Source organism: uncultured Jatrophihabitans sp. (genome assembly GCF_964251945.1).
Classification (GTDB): Bacteria; Actinomycetota; Actinomycetes; order Mycobacteriales; family Jatrophihabitantaceae; genus Jatrophihabitans.
This window is the reverse complement of sequence record NZ_CAXULP010000007.1, coordinates 116,617-132,413: the sequence shown is the minus strand read 5'-3', so window position 1 is coordinate 132,413 and position 15,797 is coordinate 116,617. Positions and strand designations below refer to the sequence as shown.

Sequence of the window (15,797 nt, the reverse complement as noted above, 5' to 3'; positions counted from 1 at the left end):
CAGGCTGCCGCTGCAGATCCCGCTGGTGATCTGGGCGGCCTGGATCTCCCGCACCACATCACCGACCCGAGCGCGCTCCGTCGGCCGGTTGCTGACCGCGGAGCCACGCCGCCGTTCAGTCGACGGGCAGTCCGCGCAATCGCGCGAACAGCGGCGGCGAGTGCAACGCCTGGCCCTCGCCGCCGAGCCATCGCAGGACGTCGGGACGGTGGGGGCGGGTGCCGCTGCCGACGTAGACGAGGACAGCGAGCAACAGGCCCGACGTGGCGATGACGAGTGAGATGACGAGAGCTTCCCGGACGCCGGGCAGGCCGCCGATGTGCGCGGCGAGCACCACCAGGACCGGTGCGATCAGAAACGCCGCCTCGCTGCGCATGAGCTCGATCAACGCGAACGCCCGGCCGATCTTCTGCGACTCCACGCCGAGTCCGGCGAGGAACAGCGCGGGGGCGACGGACGCGCCGGCCCCGAAGCCGAGCAGGAGCGAAGCGATCGGGACGCAGACGGCTGGGCTGGCCGACCAGGCGACCGGGAGCGCGACGCCGATGCCGGCGATGACCGCGACGAGCCCGGATCCCGCGAGCAGCGGCAGGCCGGCGCGGGTGAGGTAGCGGCGGAACAGCACCGACGACACGCCGACCCCGGCCACCAGCGGCAGCAACTCGAGCCCCGCCGTGAGCAGCGGCACCCCGCGCTCGCGCTGGGCGATCGTGATCAGGGACAACGCTGCCACGAACGCCCCGCCGCCCAGCATCGCGCCGAGGGTCCCGGACACCGGCAAAGCGCTGGACAGCGCCCGCACCGGCATCAGCGGTTCCCGGCGATGGCGGTACTCGTAGCCGATCAACGTCACCAGGGCGAGCACGCCTACCGTGATCGGGCCCCAGAACCACGGCGACCCGAACCCGACCTTGCCGGCCAGGGCGCTGCCGAGGAACGGCAGGAAGGTCGCAGCGACAGCGAGCGGGAACACCGGCTTGTCGACCGGCAGCTCGGGATTGAATGGCGGCCACACCTCGTAGCCGAACCATGCGGCGGCCCAGCCGAGCGCGCCCAGCACCGCCGCCGCGATGAACAGCCAGCGCCATTGACCGATGTCGGCGAACACGTTGCCGAGGAACGGGCCGAGCGCGATCGCGCCGAACAGGCCGATATTCACGAAGCCGACGGTGAGCGGCAGCCGACTGGGCGGGAACCTCAGGATCAGCGGCGGCAGGGCCGCGACGAGCAGCAGGCCGGTGGCCATCCCCTGCAGCACGTGGCCGATAAGGTACACCGTCGCGTTGGGCGCGAACCCGGCGAGCGCCGACGCCACGACAAAGGCGGCCTCGTAGACCAGGAACAGGTGGCGCTGCACGAATCGCTGGGCGAGGTCGGCGGCCACGACGGCGCCGAGCGCGTAGCCGGCGTTCGACAGGCCCGACCCCACCTCGAGGGTGGTGCTCGACGCGTGCAAGCTGCGGGCCATCAGCTCGGTGACGGACTGGGTCGCGGTCGTCAGCACGATGAAGGGCGACAGCGCCAGCAGCGACAGCGAAACAGCCAGGGCGTAGGGCGAAGAGAATCTGTGTTGCCGGTGTCGGACAGCCGACGGATCGACCGGACCGGGGGCCGCGGCCGGCTGAGTTGTGCCGGACGGCGCGGTCACTTGGGTGGCAGTCATCCCGGACAAAACGCCGAGGCCTGCCCTCCCCTTCCCGGTTCGAGCCTCCTCGGCGCGATTGGGACGTGTGTCTCAGCGGCTGCAGGCGGGCCGTCCCGACCGCGTCGCGCCGCACCAGGGTCGCGCACGAGCCGAACGGGACGGGCCACGCGCTAGCGGATCGCCCCGAGTTCTTCGGCGTGCTCGAACGACGTCTCGCGGCTGCCGCTGGCCGGCTCGGCGGTGACCGGCGCGCGGCGCTGCTTGGTCACGAGGACCAGCGACAGGACAACGGCAAGGACCAGCGCGCCGAGGCTCCAGGTGAAGGCGACGGTGTAGCCGTGCACTGCGCCCGCGGCGACACTGTCGGCGCCGCCAGCGCCACGGCTGCGGAGATAGCCGGCGGTGGCCGACGCGGCGATGGTGTTGAGCAGCGCGGTCCCGAGCGAGCCGCCCACCTGCTGGGTGGTGTTGACGAGCGCGCTCGCCACGCCGGCGTCTCGCGGCTCGACGCCGATCAGCGCGGTGCTGGACAGCGCCACGAAGGCGAAGCCCATGCCGAGGCTCATCACGATCTCGGCGGGGAGCACGTGGGCGACGAAGCTCGAGCCGACCTCGATCTGGGTGAACCAGGCCATGCCGAGGGCGGCGGCAGCGGTGCCACCGGCCATCAGCGGCCGTGGGCCGATACGCGGGAGCAACCCGCTCGCCATCGCCGCCGCGACCACGATGCCCCCGCTGAACGGGAGGAACGCCAGCCCGGACTTCACAGCCGAGTAGTGCAGCGTGCCCTGCAGGTAGTAGACGAGGAACAAGAACATGCCGAACAACGCGAGCCCGATCAGCAGCGACACGACGAAGGCGCCAGCGCGGTTGCGCTCGGTGAAGACGCGCGGCGGCAACAGCGGCTCGGCGGTGTGTGCCTCGATCACGACGAACGCGATCAGCAGCAGCACCGCTGCGCCGAGCAGGACCAGCGTGCTGGTGGCGGACCAACCGCTCTCGTTGGCCTTGGTGAAGCCGTAGACGAGCGCGACGAGCCCGAGCGTGCTGGTGATGACGCCAGGGATGTCGTAACGCGGCGTGCCCTCGGCGCGGCTCTCGCGGACGACCAGCAGGCCGGCGATCGCGGTCGCGATCGCGATGGGGGTGTTGACGAGCAGGGTCCACCGCCACGACGCGTATTCGGTCAGCACGCCGCCGAGGATCAGGCCGAGCGCCGCGCCGCCGCCGGAGATGCCGCCGTAGACCGCGAACGCCCGCGCCCGCTCACGCGGCTCGGTGAAGGTGATCGTGACCAGCGAGAGCGCGGCCGGCGCCATCAGCGCGGCGAACGCCCCCTGCAGGCCGCGCGCCGCGAACAGCTCGGCCTGGTTCTGCGCGATGCCGCCGATGGCCGATGCCGCTCCGAAGCCGAGCAAGCCGATGACGAAGGCCCGCTTGCGGCCGATGAAGTCGGCGATCCGACCGCCGAGAAGAAGCAGGCCGCCGAACGCCAACGCATACGCGGTGATCACCCATTGCCGGTTGGCGTCGGAGATGTGCAGCGAGCGCTGGGCCGAGGGCAGCGCGATGTTCACGATGCTGGCGTCGAGCACCACCATCAGCTGGGCGACGGCGATGACGCCCAACGCCAGCCACCGACGCGGGTCGACGCTGGAATAGGCGTCGGGGTTGCTCGTGCTCATGTGCGAATCCTTCATGCGATCGGGTGTTGGCGGTTCGAGTCCAGCACGGAACCTACGAGCTCAGATCGTCCGAGTCAAGACGATCCGAATTCTAGTCATCCGAATGTTGACTACATGTTGCGGACTCGCTACGGTGCGGACTTGTGGGATCCAGGCGCTCAGCTGACGAGTCGGCCGAGCCGCCCTGTTCGGCCCTGTTCCGCCCGGTGGACCTGACGTTCCTGCTGCACGCCGCAGCCGACCGGATGGCCGTCGATCTCGACCGGGCCGCGGTGGACATGGGCCTCAACGACGTTCGCGACTGGCTCGTTCTCGCGGCCCTCGACGACGGTCAGCAGCGCACCCAATTGGAGCTGAGCCGGATCGTCTGCGTCGACAAGACGACGTTGATCAGCGTGCTCGACCGTCTCGAGCAGCGCCAGCTCGTCGTCCGGTCGGTCGATCCGACGGATCGTCGGGTGCGCATCCCGCAGATCACGACGGCGGGCCGGCGCGTGTACGCCAAGTTCGCGACCGCCCGCGATGCCGCCGAGGCGCGAGCGCTGGAGGGCGTGGCCGCCGAGGACCGCGCCCTGCTGCTGAACCTGCTAGCGCGCATCGCCGACCGCGAGACGCTGGCCAACGCGGCACGCTGACGCGGCCGGGTGTCGCCGGCGCCGAGTCCACCGAATGCCGAACACTGGTCAGCTGCGCCGGTTGGTGCGCACCGTGCCTCGGCGGTGAGCGGGTCCTCGGGCCACGGGTGCTTGGGGTATCGCGCCCGCAGGTCGGCGCGCGCCTGCGGGTAGCCCTGCCGCCAGAACGACGCCAGGTCGCCGGTGATGCCGACGATCCGGCCGGCGGGCGACAGCAGGTGCAGCACAACCGGCGCGCGCCCGTCGGCGAGCGTCGGTGTTTGCGTCCATCCGAAGGCCTCCTGCAGCTTCACCGCCACCACCGGCGGCTCGGCGCCGTCGTATGCGACGCGGACCCGCGACCCGGTCGGGACCCGCACTCGTTCTGGCGCGAGCTCGTCCAGGCGGGTCGCCGCCGGCCAGGGCAGCAGCCGGCGCAGTGCGGCGTGCACGTCGATGCGATGCAGGTCGGCGCCGCGCCGCAGCGCGCTCAGATCGAGCCACTCGTCCAGGCGCTCGAGCAGCGCGGCGTCCTCGACGTCGGGCCACGGCTCGCCGAGCACCCCGTGCAGGAAGCCGAGCCGGGCGCGCAGGTCCCGCGCGGCGCTGGTCCAATTCAGCGCGTCAAGACCCTGCGCGCGCAGCCCTTCGCGCACGGCGGTCCGCACGCGTAGCGGATCGGGTTCGCGTAGCGGCGCCGACGAGAGCTCGATCGCGCCGAGGCGTTCGATCCGGCGCGCGACGAGGGCGCCGTCAGCCCACTCGATCTCCTCCGACGTGGCGAGCAGGTCGGCGGCCACGGCGCGGGCCGTCGACTCGTCGAGCGGCGCCGCGACCCGCACCCGGGCGTCGGCGCGGCCGGGCTGCCGGTCGGCCACGGCGACCGCAAGCCACGGTGCGCGCCGCAGCGGTGAGGATTCCGCGAGCTGCGCGCCGGTGCCGCTGGTCATCCGGTAGGTGACCGTGTCCGCCCCGCGGGCCCGCGCGATCCGATCAGGGAACGCGAGGGAGACGACGGTGCCGACCGCGAGGTCATCGGGCATCGCGGTGCGGGCCGGCCCGCCGCTGCCGAGCCGGCGCGTCTCTTGCCGCCACCGGCGTGCGGCGTCGTGGTCGCGGCCGTCGCGGTCGCGGCCGTCGCGGTCAGTGCGGTCACGGCCGTCGCGAAGTTTGCGAAGTTCGCGATAACGAGCGGCCAGGTCGTCGCCTCGACCGGTCAGCGAGTCGTCGGACAGCAGCGCGACCACCTCGCGCGTCCGGTCGGCGCCGACGAGGTCCGCGCCGTCGAGCACGGCGCGGGCCAGCCGCGGATGCGCGCCCACAGCGGCCATCCGCCGACCGCGATCGGTGATGCGGCCGTCGGCGTCGGTGGCGTCGAGTCGGCGCAGCAGCGCGGTCGCGGCGTCGAGGGCGGCGGCCGGCGGCGGGTCGAGCAGGGTCAGGCCGGCGCCGCCCGGCGCGCCCCACGCCGCGGTCGTGAGCGCGAACCCGGCGAGGTCGGCGGTCGCGATCTCCGGCAGCGCATGCGCGGCGAGGTGGACGTGCTCCTCGGCCGACCAGCAGCGGTAGGCGCGGCCCGGCGCCTCGCGGCCGGCTCGGCCGGCGCGCTGGTCGGCAGACGCCTTCGACACCCGCGTCGTGATCAACGCGCCGAGTCCGCGGGCCTGGTCGGTGCGCGGCTCGCGGGCCAGCCCGGCGTCCACGACCGCTCGCACGCCGGGCACGGTCAACGAGCTCTCGGCCACCGACGTGGTGACGACGATTCGGCGCCGCGGACCGGGCGTCAGCGCGAGGTCCTGCTCGGCGCGCGACTGCCGCCCGAACAGCGGGCGGACGTCGGCGTCCACGCCGTCGAGCGCCCGGCTGAGGATCGCGATCTCCCGTTCGCCCGGCACGAAGACGAGCACGTCGCCATCGCCCGCGTCGAGCGCGCGCCGCGTGACGCCCGCGACGTGGTCGAGCAACCGCGGGTCGACGCGGGAGCCCGGCAGCAGCGGCAACGGACGCGCCGGCGGCGCCCAGCCGACATCCACCGGATGCGTCGCCGCACTCGCCTTCACAATCGGCGCGTCGAGCGCGCGGGTGAGCGCGGCCGTGTCGGGGGTGGCCGACGTCGCCACCAGCGCGAGGTCGGCGCGCAGCGTGGCGCGGACGTCGACGCAGAACGCCAGCAAGAGGTCGGCGTCCAGATGCCGCTCGTGGCACTCGTCGATCACCACGGCGGCGACACCGGGCAGTTCGGGATCGCGCTGCATGCGCTGGACGAGCAGGCCGGTCGTCACCACCTCGATCCGCATGCTCGCCCCGCCCACGCGCTCGCCGCGCATGGCGTAGCCGACCCGGCCGCCCGGATGCTCGCCGAGCAGTTCGGCCAACCGCCGGGCTGCGGCGCGGGTGGCGATCCGTCTCGGCTCGGCGACGAGGATCCGTCCGTCGAAGGCGTCGGCGAGCGCGAGCGGCAGCAGCGACGTCTTGCCCGACCCGGGCGGGGACACGAGCACCGCCTTGCCGGTGCGGCGGAGCGCGGCGACCGTCTCCGGCAACACCGCCCGGACCGGGAGGTCGGCCCCGGGCACATCGGGCGGCGGCAGTAACGACGGCACTCCCCCGACGCTAATGCCGAAGGCAGTGGCGACGGCTGGCCGTGTCCTCAGCGGTTGGGCAGCGTGCTGAGCGCCTGCGAGCGCCGCGCCAGGAGTTCGGCGTACTCGCCGTCGCGCTCGGCCCAACGGTGCATGAGCACGCCCTTGACGAGGATTTCGCGGGCCGTCGGCTCGGCCGCCAGCAGCTCGATGACCTCGTCGAGGTACGCGTCGAGCGGCAGGGCCGCCGGGTTGACCTTCTCCTGGCCCGCAGTGGCGACGGCGGGCGGCACGAGTTCGGCCACCTCGATGCCCGTCCCGGCAAGCTGCGCCCGCAGCGATTCTGTGTACGCGTGCACGCCGGCCTTCGACGCGCCGTAGGCGGGCATGAGCGGGAACGGCAGGAAGGCGATCCCCGAGCTCACCGTGAGGATCGTTCCGGCGCCACGGGCCAGCAGATGCGGGGTGAAGGCGTCGACGACGCGGATCGTGCCGAGGAGGTTCGTGGCGATCGTCGTCTCGGTCGCGGCGATGTGCGCGGGGTCGCGCAGGTCTTCGGTGAGCATGACGCCGGACATCGTGACGATGACGTCGAGGTCGGGGTGCGCGTCGAGCACCTCGTCGCGGGCGCGGAGGATCGAATCCGGGTCGGTGACGTCGATCCGGACCGTTTCGAGCCCGTCCTGCGGCTCAGGACGCCGGCCGCCGACGATGACGGTGCTGCCGGCAGCCACGAATCGCCGCGCGAGTCCGCGCCCGATTCCCGAGGTGCCGCCGACAATGAGGACTGTGCGGTTCGTGATCTCCACCATGGCTCCATATCGCTCTTGGTAACTGTCGAATCGTCAGCACGAAGGCTCCCTCTGCTGTCCGGAGGGTGGAAGGTCCCTGCCGATCCGGGGAGTGGCAGGACCCCCTGTCAGCAGCAGGCGCCGGGCTAGCGTCGAGGCGATGGAGCGCGACGAGCAGCTGAATCGGCTGGGCCGTTATCTACGCGCCCGGCGTGACTTGGTCACGCCGGAGCAGGCTGGCATCCCGGCCGGGCCCAACCGCCGGGTCGCCGGGTTGCGGCGCGAAGAGGTCGCCATGCTGGCCGGGATCAGCGCCGACTACTACCTGCGCCTGGAGCGTGGGCGCGACAAGAACCCGTCTGCGCAGGTGCTTGCCGCGCTTGCGCGTGTCCTGCGTCTCGACGACGTCGAACATCAGTACTTGCTCGACCTCGCCGAGCCGTCGCGCCGAGCGCGCCCCCGCAAGCGGCCCGAGCGGGTGCCCGCCCGGTTGCGTCATCTGCTGGCCGCCCTCGAGGTGCCGGCGTTCATCGAAGGCCGGGCGCTCGACGTGCTCGCGTCGAACCCGCTCGCGCTCGCCCTCTCGCCCCGGCTGCGACCAGGCGAGAACCGGTTGCGGTCCTTGATGCTCGATCCCGAGGAACGTGAGTTCCATGCGGACTGGGACGCGGCCACAGCTGAATTCGTGGGCTCGTTCCGCAAGTCCATCGGCAGGGACACCGACGACGCGCGCATCGTCGAGCTCGTCGGGGAACTCTCGCTGGCCAGCGCTCGGTTCCGTGCGCTCTGGGCGCGCCACGACGTCCGCCAACTCGCGGGAGGCACGACCGTCGTCAACCACCCTGTCGTCGGCGAGCTTCGACTGCACCGCGACAAGCTCCCGGTCGGCGACCTGACGCTCGTGTTGTACTACCCCGACATCGGCAGCGACAGCGCCGAGAAGCTGCGCGTGCTGGCGTCGCTGGCCACGTCTGCCGCGAACGGCGACGCGTCCCACGACCGGCTGCCAGCGCGCACGAGCGGGAGACTGCCGAGCCGAGAGGCCTAGCTCGGAACGGGCGCGTGGAAGCGTCGATTCACCGGAAGGCGATGAGCGACACGCCCTGGCGCAGCAGTACTACCTCTCGCCGGGGAAGCGGACGCCGAGTTGCGCGCGGACGTCGTCGAGCACGTGCATGATCCGCAGCGTCTCGTCCAGCGGCAGCAGGTCGGACTCGGTCTTGCCCGCGGCCAGCAGCCGGGCGAACTCGGCGGCCTCGTACGCCAGCCCGTGCTCGCGGCTAGGCGGCTCGTAGCGGTCGATCTCGCGGTCGTCGAGGCCCACCAGGCGCACTGTGTTCGGTCGGTAGAACCAGCCGTCGATTTCGAGGCGGGCGGCGGCGCCCGAGATCGATGCCGAGCACGGCGTCTTCGCGAGCATCGTCGAGGCGAGCGTGCCGATCGCGCCCTGCGCTCCGGTGACGGCGACGGTCTCGCTCGCGTCGACGCCGGTCTCGGCGAGCGTCCCGGTCGCTCGGACGGCGGTGAACCCGCCGAGAGCCAAATGAGCGAAGGAGATCGGGTAGATCGCGAGGTCGAGCAGCGCGCCGCCGGCGAGCGCGGGATCGGCCAGGCGGCGCGGGCCGTCGGGGTACAGCAGCTGGCCGTGGTCGGCCTCGACCGCCTTGACCTCGCCGAGCACGCCGTCCTCGAGGCACCGGCGCACGACGTCGATGTGCGGCAGGAACCGCGTCCACATCGCCTCGACGGCGAGCAGACCCGCTGCCCGGGCGGCTTCGACGACCGCCGTCGCCTCGACGCCGTTACGGGTGAACGCCTTCTCGACCAGCACCGGCTTTCCGGCGCCCAATGCCAGGAGCGCGTGCTCGTGGTGTTGGGAGTGCGGGCTGGCGACGTAGACGGCGTCGACCCCGCCGTCGGCGACGAGCGCTTCGTAGCTGCCGTGGGACCGTTCGACGCCGAATTCGGCCGCGAACGCCTGGGCCCGCTCGAGCGAGCGTGAGCCGGCCGCCACGACCCGCGACGCCGTCGTCGCGTGCAGCGCGGCGGTCCAATCCCGCGCGATGCCCCCGGGCGCCAGCACGCCCCACCGGATGGCCGGAGCGTCGAGCGGATCGAGGATGCGGGAGGAGGGCAGCGACGTCATGCCGCCATCATGCCGAGCCGCCACCTGGTGGAGCCAGGCGAGGCGACCTCGGACCGGGAGCGGGAAGATCTCGACGTGGCGGGCCGCCGACCACAGGCTCATGGCAGAGTCGTCTGCCATATGTGAGCGCTGCTCTCGAGATGGGATCGCGATGACCGGGACTGGCACGAGTGACGATCCGTGGCAGCTGACCACGGCTCCAGGCCGTTCGACCTACGCGATGTGGCGGGACGAGACGGCGGACCCGCCGGCGCTCGTCTGCCAAGTGGGCTCGACGACGCTCAAGTACCACCTCCGCGCGATCGAGGACCTGCACCACTGGCTGTCCGAGCAGGACTGGGTGGAACTCGGTGCTAACGATGAGAACAAGCCGGCGGCCGAGGGAACGGTCGAGGCATTCGGCCGCGCGCCGGACAATCCCGTCGGCGGGTGGTACGGCTTGCGCAAGGGGTACCGCGGGCGATTCGGCATGTACCTGCCGCCCCTTCTCGAACACCTCGGTCTCGCCGAACTCACCCACGAGGCACGCGGCAACAAGGTGCGCGCCAAGAAGTGACGCGGCGCCCGGTCCGACGCGGCGGTTGTGCTAGGCCGTGCCCGTCGCCTCGTAGTCCTCGACCCGCGCCTTCATCAGCGCCGTCAAGAGCTCGGTCGGCAATTCGCGGTCATAGGGGAGCTTGATGAACCCCTCACCAGCCTCGTAACCGGCGGCCTCCACCGCAGCCTTCTGCGTGGCGAAGAACGGCGGCGAGAAGCGCAGCGAGCAATGATTCTTGAAGTTCTGCAGCATCCACATGTTCGCCTTGTCCCCGCGGACGTACACCGGGAGGTTCCACTTCAACTCCTCCCGCGCCGCCGGATCGGCGTCGCGGCTCAGCTGCCTGAGCGCTTCGAGGTGCGGTCGCTGGGTCTCGGTCAATTGCGCGAAGAAGTCGTCGACGCTTGCCCGCTTCGGCATCGGCATGGCGCCCAACCTATCGGGCGCTCCTCGTCGCACTCCGCACGGATGGCGTGGGCTATCTCCTGCTGCTCCTCGCCCTCCCCGACACTTAGACGATGAAGCAGCACGAGGTTCGCTATGACGGACTATTAGGCTGCCTGCCATGAGCGACCAGCATCCGAAACTCCGCTGATGCCCGATCAGGCGCACTACCGCAAGCCAGGCTGGCTCACTCGCAATGTCGCGAATCGCGCCGTTGCCGCGCTGACCCGACTGGGCGTGAGCGTATGGGGCAGTCGCGTCCTCGAAGTGGCCGGCCGCACGAGCGGTGAACCGCGGCGCGTGCCAGTCAACCTGCTGCGCCACGATGGGCGGGACTACCTGGTGTCTGCGCGTGGGGTCGGCTCGTGGGTCCGCAATGTGCGCGCCGCCGGCGGCAGTCTGACGCTGCTGCTCGGCAGGCGTCGCGACCAACGCCAGGCGACCGAATTGGCCGACGCAGACAAGGTGCCGGTCTTGCGCGCCTATCTGGCTAGGTGGAAAGCGGAGGTCGGCGCGTTCTTCGACGGCGTCGACGCGGAATCCTCAGACGAGCAGATCGCCGCGATCGCGGCCAAGCACCCGGTCTTCGTCCTGGACTGAGCTTCGACCCGCCAGCAGGTCCCCTCCATGAGGTCGCCCGTCTGGACAACGTGAGCTATGAGACCGCCCGGTCCTGCGACCGTCCGGACAGCGCGTCCGTCAGCAATGCGACCAGCGCCTCGTGCTGCACGTCCGCCGAGGCCCCGACCTCCTCGTCCGAGCCGTCCAGCGCCCTCGCGGCGAGCCCAGCCTTGCTGTCGATCAATTCGGCGATCTTGCCCTCGATGGTCCGCGCGGCGATGATCCGCCAGGCGGTGACGGGTTCGGTCTGGCCGATGCGGTGGCTGCGGTCGATGGCCTGGGTCTGCTCCGCGGCCGTCCAGGAGAGTTCGGCCAGCACGATGTTGGACGCGACCTGCAGGTTGATGCCCACGCCGGCCGCGGTGAGCGAGCAGACCGCGACCGCGACGTCCGGGTCGTTCACGAATGCGTCGATGTTCTTCTGCCGCGACGTCGGCGTCTGATCGCCCCGGATCGAGGAGAACCGCATCCCCTGCTTGGCGAAGGCCGCCTCTGCGACGTCCATGACGTCGACGTGCTTGGCGAAGAAGACGACCTTGCCGGCGCTTCGCGCGAGCTGCGCCGCGTAGTCGGCGGCCAGGCCGGCCTTCGCCTGGCCGATGCGGCGCATCATGCTGAACACGTTCTCGCCGCTTTCCTTGGTGCCCGCGTCCTTCTGCTCCCAGGCGGCCACCTTGCGCACGAGGTCGTTGTCGATGCCAGCGTCGATGCCGTCGACACCGGCGCCCCCGACGGCGCCGGTCCGGCGATTCGCCAGCGCGGTCTCATACCGGGCCACCAGCCGGCGAGCGAGGTCGCGCTCTGCCGCCCGGATCGAACGCGCCGCCTTGTCGTCGAGCTCGACGGGCAGGTCGGCGATGCGGCGGGCGGGGATGTCGGCGGCCACGTCGACCTTGCGGCGACGGACGATGCCGAGGTCGATCACGCGCTGACGGGCGGCGGCGTAGAACCCCGGGTCGGCAGGGGTCAGGCCGGTCTCCTCGAGGGCGTCCAGCAGCTCGGGACGCGGCTCGCTCTCGTCGATCCAGCCGAGGAACTGCCAGATGGCGCGGAAGTCCTCGATGTCGTTGATCAGCGGGGTGCCGGTGAGGGCCATCAGCAAGGGCCGCGTGGTCCGCGACCGGATGCGCTCGGAGAGCTCCAGCACGTGCTGCGAGCGTTGGGAGCTCTTGTTCTTGATGAAGTGCGCCTCGTCCACGACCATGCCGCGGAAGCCGAACTCGCCGAACCACCCCACGTGCCGGTCGAGCACCTCGTAGTTGACCACCACGATGTTGGCGAAGCCGTCGACCGTGTCGCCGTTGCCGTGGACCACGGTGGTCGAGCGGTTCGGCGTCCACAGCTCGGCCTCGCGCGCCCAGTTGATCTTCACGACGCTCGGCACGATCACCAGCAGCGGATAGGCGTTCGCGGCCTCCGCGGCGAGCAGCGCCTCCGCGGTCTTGCCCAGGCCGGGCTCGTCGGCGAGCAGGAAGGTCCGGTGACCGGCCGCGGCGGCGGCGATCAGCTGAGCCTGATGGGGCATCAGCTCCCGGTTGCCCGGCACGCGCAGAAAAGCCGGCGGCGGAAGGCGCATGCACGCCGGGGCGCCGCTGTCGGCGCGTTCGAACGAGCTGAGCAACGGGTTGAGCAGCTCCCAGCCGGCCAGGCGGCGCGGCCGGACCGTGCTCGGCTGGGCCGAGGAGAAGTCCGGGGCCAGAAAGGTGGCGGTGAGCTGTCGGGAGACGACCGACCGGGGCACGACCCGACGCTCGGCGCCGGCAGGAGCGGCGGCAGGCGCCGTCGGCGCGGCCTCCTCCGGGGGTGGCTCGATGCCTGCCGACCTCAGCATCTCTCGCTTGAGTGAGCGGGCCGCGTCGGAGACTGACGCGCCTTCTGCGAGCAGGGCGAGGAGTGCGGGGTCGCGCACGGCGGTCTTCGCGAGGATGGTCGCGATTCCGTCCAGACGCTTCAGCTGTTCGGCCCGGTGGGTCTGGCTGCTGGCAAGCTCGCCCCGGACGCGGGCATTCTCCTCGCGCACGAGCAGTGCGATGACCTGGAACTTCGTGCGCACCGCGGGCGTCACACGGCGACGCTCGACGGCCGCCTCCACCTCGCGGACGGCGCGGGCCAGCATCGCGATGACGTCCTCGGGCCCGCGTCGCTGTTTCGGCGAAGCGCTGCGGCGAGCGCCCGTGGGACGCCGGCCTGGTTGAGCCACAAACTCCTCCTCTGCACGCCCGGCGCGGTGGCCGAGCGAAAACCCTGCACGCCCGCCCGCTGGACGTCCCCAGAACTGCCCTGGGGCCGGTGCCGCAGACGCCACGAACCCGACCGAACTTCACGAGAACGGCACCGGCGGACCTGACGGCCCGCCCACTGCTCGCGCGCCTGAACCGCCGGTTGACGGGCGCGTCGACGACCAAACACCGGAGGTCGTCGCAAGCCGAGCAGCGTCCCGCCTTGAGAGGGCGGTGCGGACCTATGTTAGCGCCGCCCGGGTATGTGCAGCGCTTCGCCAAGCACAGAAGACGCCGCCGCAGTTCGGCAGCGGCCCGCTGTCATGCCCGCTGCGCGCTATGGCGCTCGCAGGGCATGACAGCGACATGGCCGGGTCGCTCAGGACGCGCCGCGGCGCAGGGCGGCCGCGATCAGCCTGTCCACCAAGGTCGGATAGTCGACGCCGGTCGCCGCCCACATCCGGGGGTACATCGAGATCGGCGTGAACCCCGGCATCGTGTTGATCTCGTTGACGACCACCCGCTCGTCCGGCGTGACGAAGAAGTCGACCCGCGCCAACCCGGAGCAGTCCAGCGCCTCGAACGCCAAGCAGGCGGCCGCCTGCACCCGTTCCACGACGTCGTCGGGCAGGTCCGGCGGGATGTCGAACTCGCAGGCGTCGTCGAGGTACTTGGCCTCGAAGTCGTACCAGTCGTGGCCGGGCAGCAGCCGGATCTCCGCCGGCAGACTCGCCTGGGGCCGGCCGTCGGCGTCCTCGAGCACGCCGCACTCGACCTCGCGGCCGACGACGGCGGCCTCGACCAGCGCCTTCGTGTCGTGCTGAAACGCCAGCTCGACAGCGTCCGCGAGCTGATCCCATCGATCGACCTTCGTGATGCCGACGCTCGACCCGGCCCGCGCCGGCTTGACGAACACCGGCAGCCCGAGGTGGTGCAGATCCGCCTGCGACCACGGGCGGTCGCGGCGCAGCACCGCGAAGCGGCCTGCGTCCAAACCGGCGGCGCGCAGCAGGATCTTCGAGTGCTCCTTGTCCATCCCGGCGGCGCTGGCGAAGACGCCCGCCCCGACGTAGGGCACGCCGGCCATCTCGAGCAGCCCCTGGATCGTGCCGTCCTCGCCGAACCGCCCGTGCAGCACCGGGAACACGACGTCGACGGACTGCAGCGCCTGCGCGGCCAGGCCCGGCTCGACGCTCAACAACGACGCCGTGGTGGGGTCGGCGGGCAGCACGACGGCCGCGCCCTTCGCGACCTCGGGCAGGGTGCGGCCGCTGATCGCGAACGTCTCCGGCGAGTCGTCGGTCAGCAGCCACTGCCCGCTCGGCGCGATGCCGACGGCGACGACCTCGTACCGCTGCGGGTCAAGCGCGGCGAGCACGCTGCCAGCCGACACGACCGACACCCCGTGCTCGCTGCTGCGGCCGCCGTAGACGACGGCCACCCGGATCCGCTGCCCCTCCGTCACGTCGCCGTCACGCCTGGGGACCCTACCGGGACGCCGCCGGGCGGACTTCCGATTTCATCGACCGCGACATCAGCAGCTCGACCATGTGGGCCGGGGTCATATGGCCGAAGCAGACGGCCTCGACGGCCGCGGTGATCGGCACCTCGACGTCGTGCCGGCGGGCGAGGTCGAGCACCGACCGGCACGACTTGACGCCCTCGGCCACCTGGCCGTGCGTCGCGGCCTGCGCCTGCTCCAGCGACTCGCCACGGCCCAGCCGCTCCCCGAAACCGCGGTTGCGCGACAGCGGCGAGTTGCACGTCGCGACAAGATCGCCTAGCCCGGCCAGCCCGGCGAACGTCAGCGGGTCCGCCCCGAGGCAGGCGCCGAGCCGGGCCGTCTCGGACAACCCCCGGGTGATGATCGAGGCGAGCGAGTTGTCGCCGAAGCCCATGCCCTGCCCGATGCCGCACGCCAGCGCGATCACGTTCTTCACCGCGCCGCCGAGTTCGCAGCCGACAACGTCGACGTTCGTGTACGGCCGGAAGTAGCCGGTGCCGCAGCGTTCCTGCACGGCCACCGCACGCGCTTCGTCCACGCATGCCACGACGGTCGCGGTCGGCTGCTCCTGCGCGATCTCCAGCGCCAGGTTCGGCCCGCTGACCACCGCGATCTGTTCCGCCGCCGCGCCCGCGACCTCGGCGATCACCTCGCTCATCCGCTTCGCGCTGCCCAACTCGACGCCCTTCATCAGGCTGATCAGCGTCGCGTCGCGCGGCAGGTCGCCGGTCCACTCGAGCAGGTTCTCCCGCAGCGACTGGGACGGGATCGCGATCGCCACGAAGTCGGCGCCGTCGAGCGCCTCGGCCGCGTCGTGGGTGGCGGCCAGCGCGGGCGGCAACGCGATGTCGGGCAGGTAGTCCGGGTTGGCGTGCTCGGCGTTGATCAGTTTCGCGAGCTCCGGCCGGCGCGCCCACAGCGTCACCTCGTTGCCGGCGTCGACGAGCACCTTCGCGAACGTGGTGCCCCACGAGCCCGCGCCGAGCACCGCCGCGCGGGTCATGGACG

13 protein-coding genes and 1 pseudogene are annotated in these 15,797 nt (G+C 71.7%); 4 read left to right on the top strand and 10 right to left on the bottom strand.

The window, feature by feature from the left end; translation table 11 throughout:
* Nucleotides 1-115: 115 nt before the first annotated feature.
* The 3 genes from ACFFBG_RS14600 to ACFFBG_RS14590 form a co-directional block, all read right to left on the bottom strand.
* Nucleotides 116-1,663 carry an MFS transporter gene (locus ACFFBG_RS14600; RefSeq protein ID WP_375479941.1) on the bottom strand — a complete coding sequence of 516 codons (1,548 nt, stop codon included), beginning with the start codon at nt 1,661-1,663 and terminating at the stop codon, nt 116-118.
* Nucleotides 1,664-1,815: 152 nt separating this feature from the next.
* Nucleotides 1,816-3,330, bottom strand: a complete 1,515-nt coding sequence (locus ACFFBG_RS14595; RefSeq protein ID WP_375479939.1) for an MFS transporter — start codon at nt 3,328-3,330, stop codon at nt 1,816-1,818.
* Nucleotides 3,331-3,488: 158 nt separating this feature from the next.
* The gene (locus ACFFBG_RS14590) at nt 3,489-3,677 is read right to left on the bottom strand and encodes a hypothetical protein (protein ID WP_375480068.1); all 189 of its coding nucleotides are present in this window, start codon (nt 3,675-3,677) and stop codon (nt 3,489-3,491) included.
* On the opposite strand from ACFFBG_RS14590, the gene ACFFBG_RS14585 reads away from it, so the two are divergent.
* Nucleotides 3,609-3,965 carry a MarR family winged helix-turn-helix transcriptional regulator gene (locus ACFFBG_RS14585; RefSeq protein ID WP_375480049.1) on the top strand — a complete coding sequence of 119 codons (357 nt, stop codon included), beginning with the start codon at nt 3,609-3,611 and terminating at the stop codon, nt 3,963-3,965. The two genes, ACFFBG_RS14590 and ACFFBG_RS14585, sit on opposite strands and share 69 nt — an antisense overlap.
* Before the next feature lie 59 nt (nt 3,966-4,024).
* Here the strand turns inward: ACFFBG_RS14585 and hrpB are convergent.
* Nucleotides 4,025-6,547: pseudogene (hrpB, locus tag ACFFBG_RS14580) on the bottom strand (ATP-dependent helicase HrpB); the annotation flags it as partial.
* Between the two features lie 47 nt (nt 6,548-6,594).
* Nucleotides 6,595-7,335 carry an SDR family oxidoreductase gene (locus ACFFBG_RS14575; protein WP_375479937.1) on the bottom strand — a complete coding sequence of 247 codons (741 nt, stop codon included), beginning with the start codon at nt 7,333-7,335 and terminating at the stop codon, nt 6,595-6,597.
* 142 nt (nt 7,336-7,477) lie between these two features.
* Here ACFFBG_RS14575 and ACFFBG_RS14570 point away from each other — a divergent pair, with 142 nt between their 5' ends.
* Entirely contained in the window at nt 7,478-8,365 is an 888-nt protein-coding gene (locus ACFFBG_RS14570; protein WP_375479935.1) for a helix-turn-helix domain-containing protein, read from the top strand.
* 69 nt (nt 8,366-8,434) lie between these two features.
* Here the strand turns inward: ACFFBG_RS14570 and ACFFBG_RS14565 are convergent, their stop codons facing one another.
* Entirely contained in the window at nt 8,435-9,565 is a 1,131-nt protein-coding gene (locus tag ACFFBG_RS14565) for a Gfo/Idh/MocA family protein (protein WP_375479933.1), read from the bottom strand.
* 49 nt (nt 9,566-9,614) lie between these two features.
* Here ACFFBG_RS14565 and ACFFBG_RS14560 point away from each other — a divergent pair, with 49 nt between their 5' ends.
* A complete protein-coding gene (locus ACFFBG_RS14560) occupies nt 9,615-10,019 on the top strand; it encodes a DUF6855 family protein (protein ID WP_375479931.1) in 405 nt (134 codons plus the stop codon).
* A 30-nt stretch (nt 10,020-10,049) separates the two neighbouring features.
* Here the strand turns inward: ACFFBG_RS14560 and ACFFBG_RS14555 are convergent, their stop codons facing one another.
* Nucleotides 10,050-10,427, bottom strand: coding sequence for an iron chaperone (locus tag ACFFBG_RS14555; RefSeq protein ID WP_375480047.1), 378 nt, complete (start codon nt 10,425-10,427; stop codon nt 10,050-10,052).
* A 168-nt stretch (nt 10,428-10,595) separates the two neighbouring features.
* On the opposite strand from ACFFBG_RS14555, the gene ACFFBG_RS14550 reads away from it, so the two are divergent.
* Nucleotides 10,596-11,045 carry a nitroreductase/quinone reductase family protein gene (locus tag ACFFBG_RS14550; protein WP_375479929.1) on the top strand — a complete coding sequence of 150 codons (450 nt, stop codon included), beginning with the start codon at nt 10,596-10,598 and terminating at the stop codon, nt 11,043-11,045.
* Between the two features lie 55 nt (nt 11,046-11,100).
* Here the strand turns inward: ACFFBG_RS14550 and ACFFBG_RS14545 are convergent, their stop codons facing one another.
* The 3 genes from ACFFBG_RS14545 to ACFFBG_RS14535 form a co-directional block, all read right to left on the bottom strand.
* Complete coding sequence (locus ACFFBG_RS14545; RefSeq protein WP_375479927.1) at nt 11,101-13,266, bottom strand: DEAD/DEAH box helicase; 2,166 nt, start codon at nt 13,264-13,266, stop codon at nt 11,101-11,103.
* 398 nt (nt 13,267-13,664) lie between these two features.
* A complete protein-coding gene (locus ACFFBG_RS14540) occupies nt 13,665-14,750 on the bottom strand; it encodes a D-alanine--D-alanine ligase family protein (protein ID WP_375479925.1) in 1,086 nt (361 codons plus the stop codon).
* A 22-nt stretch (nt 14,751-14,772) separates the two neighbouring features.
* On the bottom strand, nt 14,773-15,792 hold the full coding sequence (locus tag ACFFBG_RS14535) for an NAD(P)H-dependent glycerol-3-phosphate dehydrogenase (protein ID WP_375479923.1): 1,020 nt from the start codon (nt 15,790-15,792) through the stop codon (nt 14,773-14,775).
* Nucleotides 15,793-15,797 lie beyond the last annotated feature (5 nt).

Bases quoted from the DNA above. Each gene is read 5' to 3' on its own strand.
- ACFFBG_RS14555 (WP_375480047.1), bottom strand. From the start codon at position 10,427: ATGCCGATGCCGAAGCGGGCAAGCGTCGACGACTTCTTCGCGCAATTG.
- ACFFBG_RS14595 (WP_375479939.1), bottom strand. From the start codon at position 3,330: ATGAGCACGAGCAACCCCGACGCCTATTCCAGCGTCGACCCGCGTCGG.
- ACFFBG_RS14600 (WP_375479941.1), bottom strand. From the start codon at position 1,663: ATGACTGCCACCCAAGTGACCGCGCCGTCCGGCACAACTCAGCCGGCC.
- ACFFBG_RS14560 (WP_375479931.1), top strand. From the start codon at position 9,615: ATGACCGGGACTGGCACGAGTGACGATCCGTGGCAGCTGACCACGGCT.
- ACFFBG_RS14570 (WP_375479935.1), top strand. From the start codon at position 7,478: ATGGAGCGCGACGAGCAGCTGAATCGGCTGGGCCGTTATCTACGCGCC.
- ACFFBG_RS14565 (WP_375479933.1), bottom strand. From the start codon at position 9,565: ATGAGCCTGTGGTCGGCGGCCCGCCACGTCGAGATCTTCCCGCTCCCG.
- ACFFBG_RS14585 (WP_375480049.1), top strand. From the start codon at position 3,609: ATGGGCCTCAACGACGTTCGCGACTGGCTCGTTCTCGCGGCCCTCGAC.
- ACFFBG_RS14535 (WP_375479923.1), bottom strand. From the start codon at position 15,792: ATGACCCGCGCGGCGGTGCTCGGCGCGGGCTCGTGGGGCACCACGTTC.
- ACFFBG_RS14550 (WP_375479929.1), top strand. From the start codon at position 10,596: ATGCCCGATCAGGCGCACTACCGCAAGCCAGGCTGGCTCACTCGCAAT.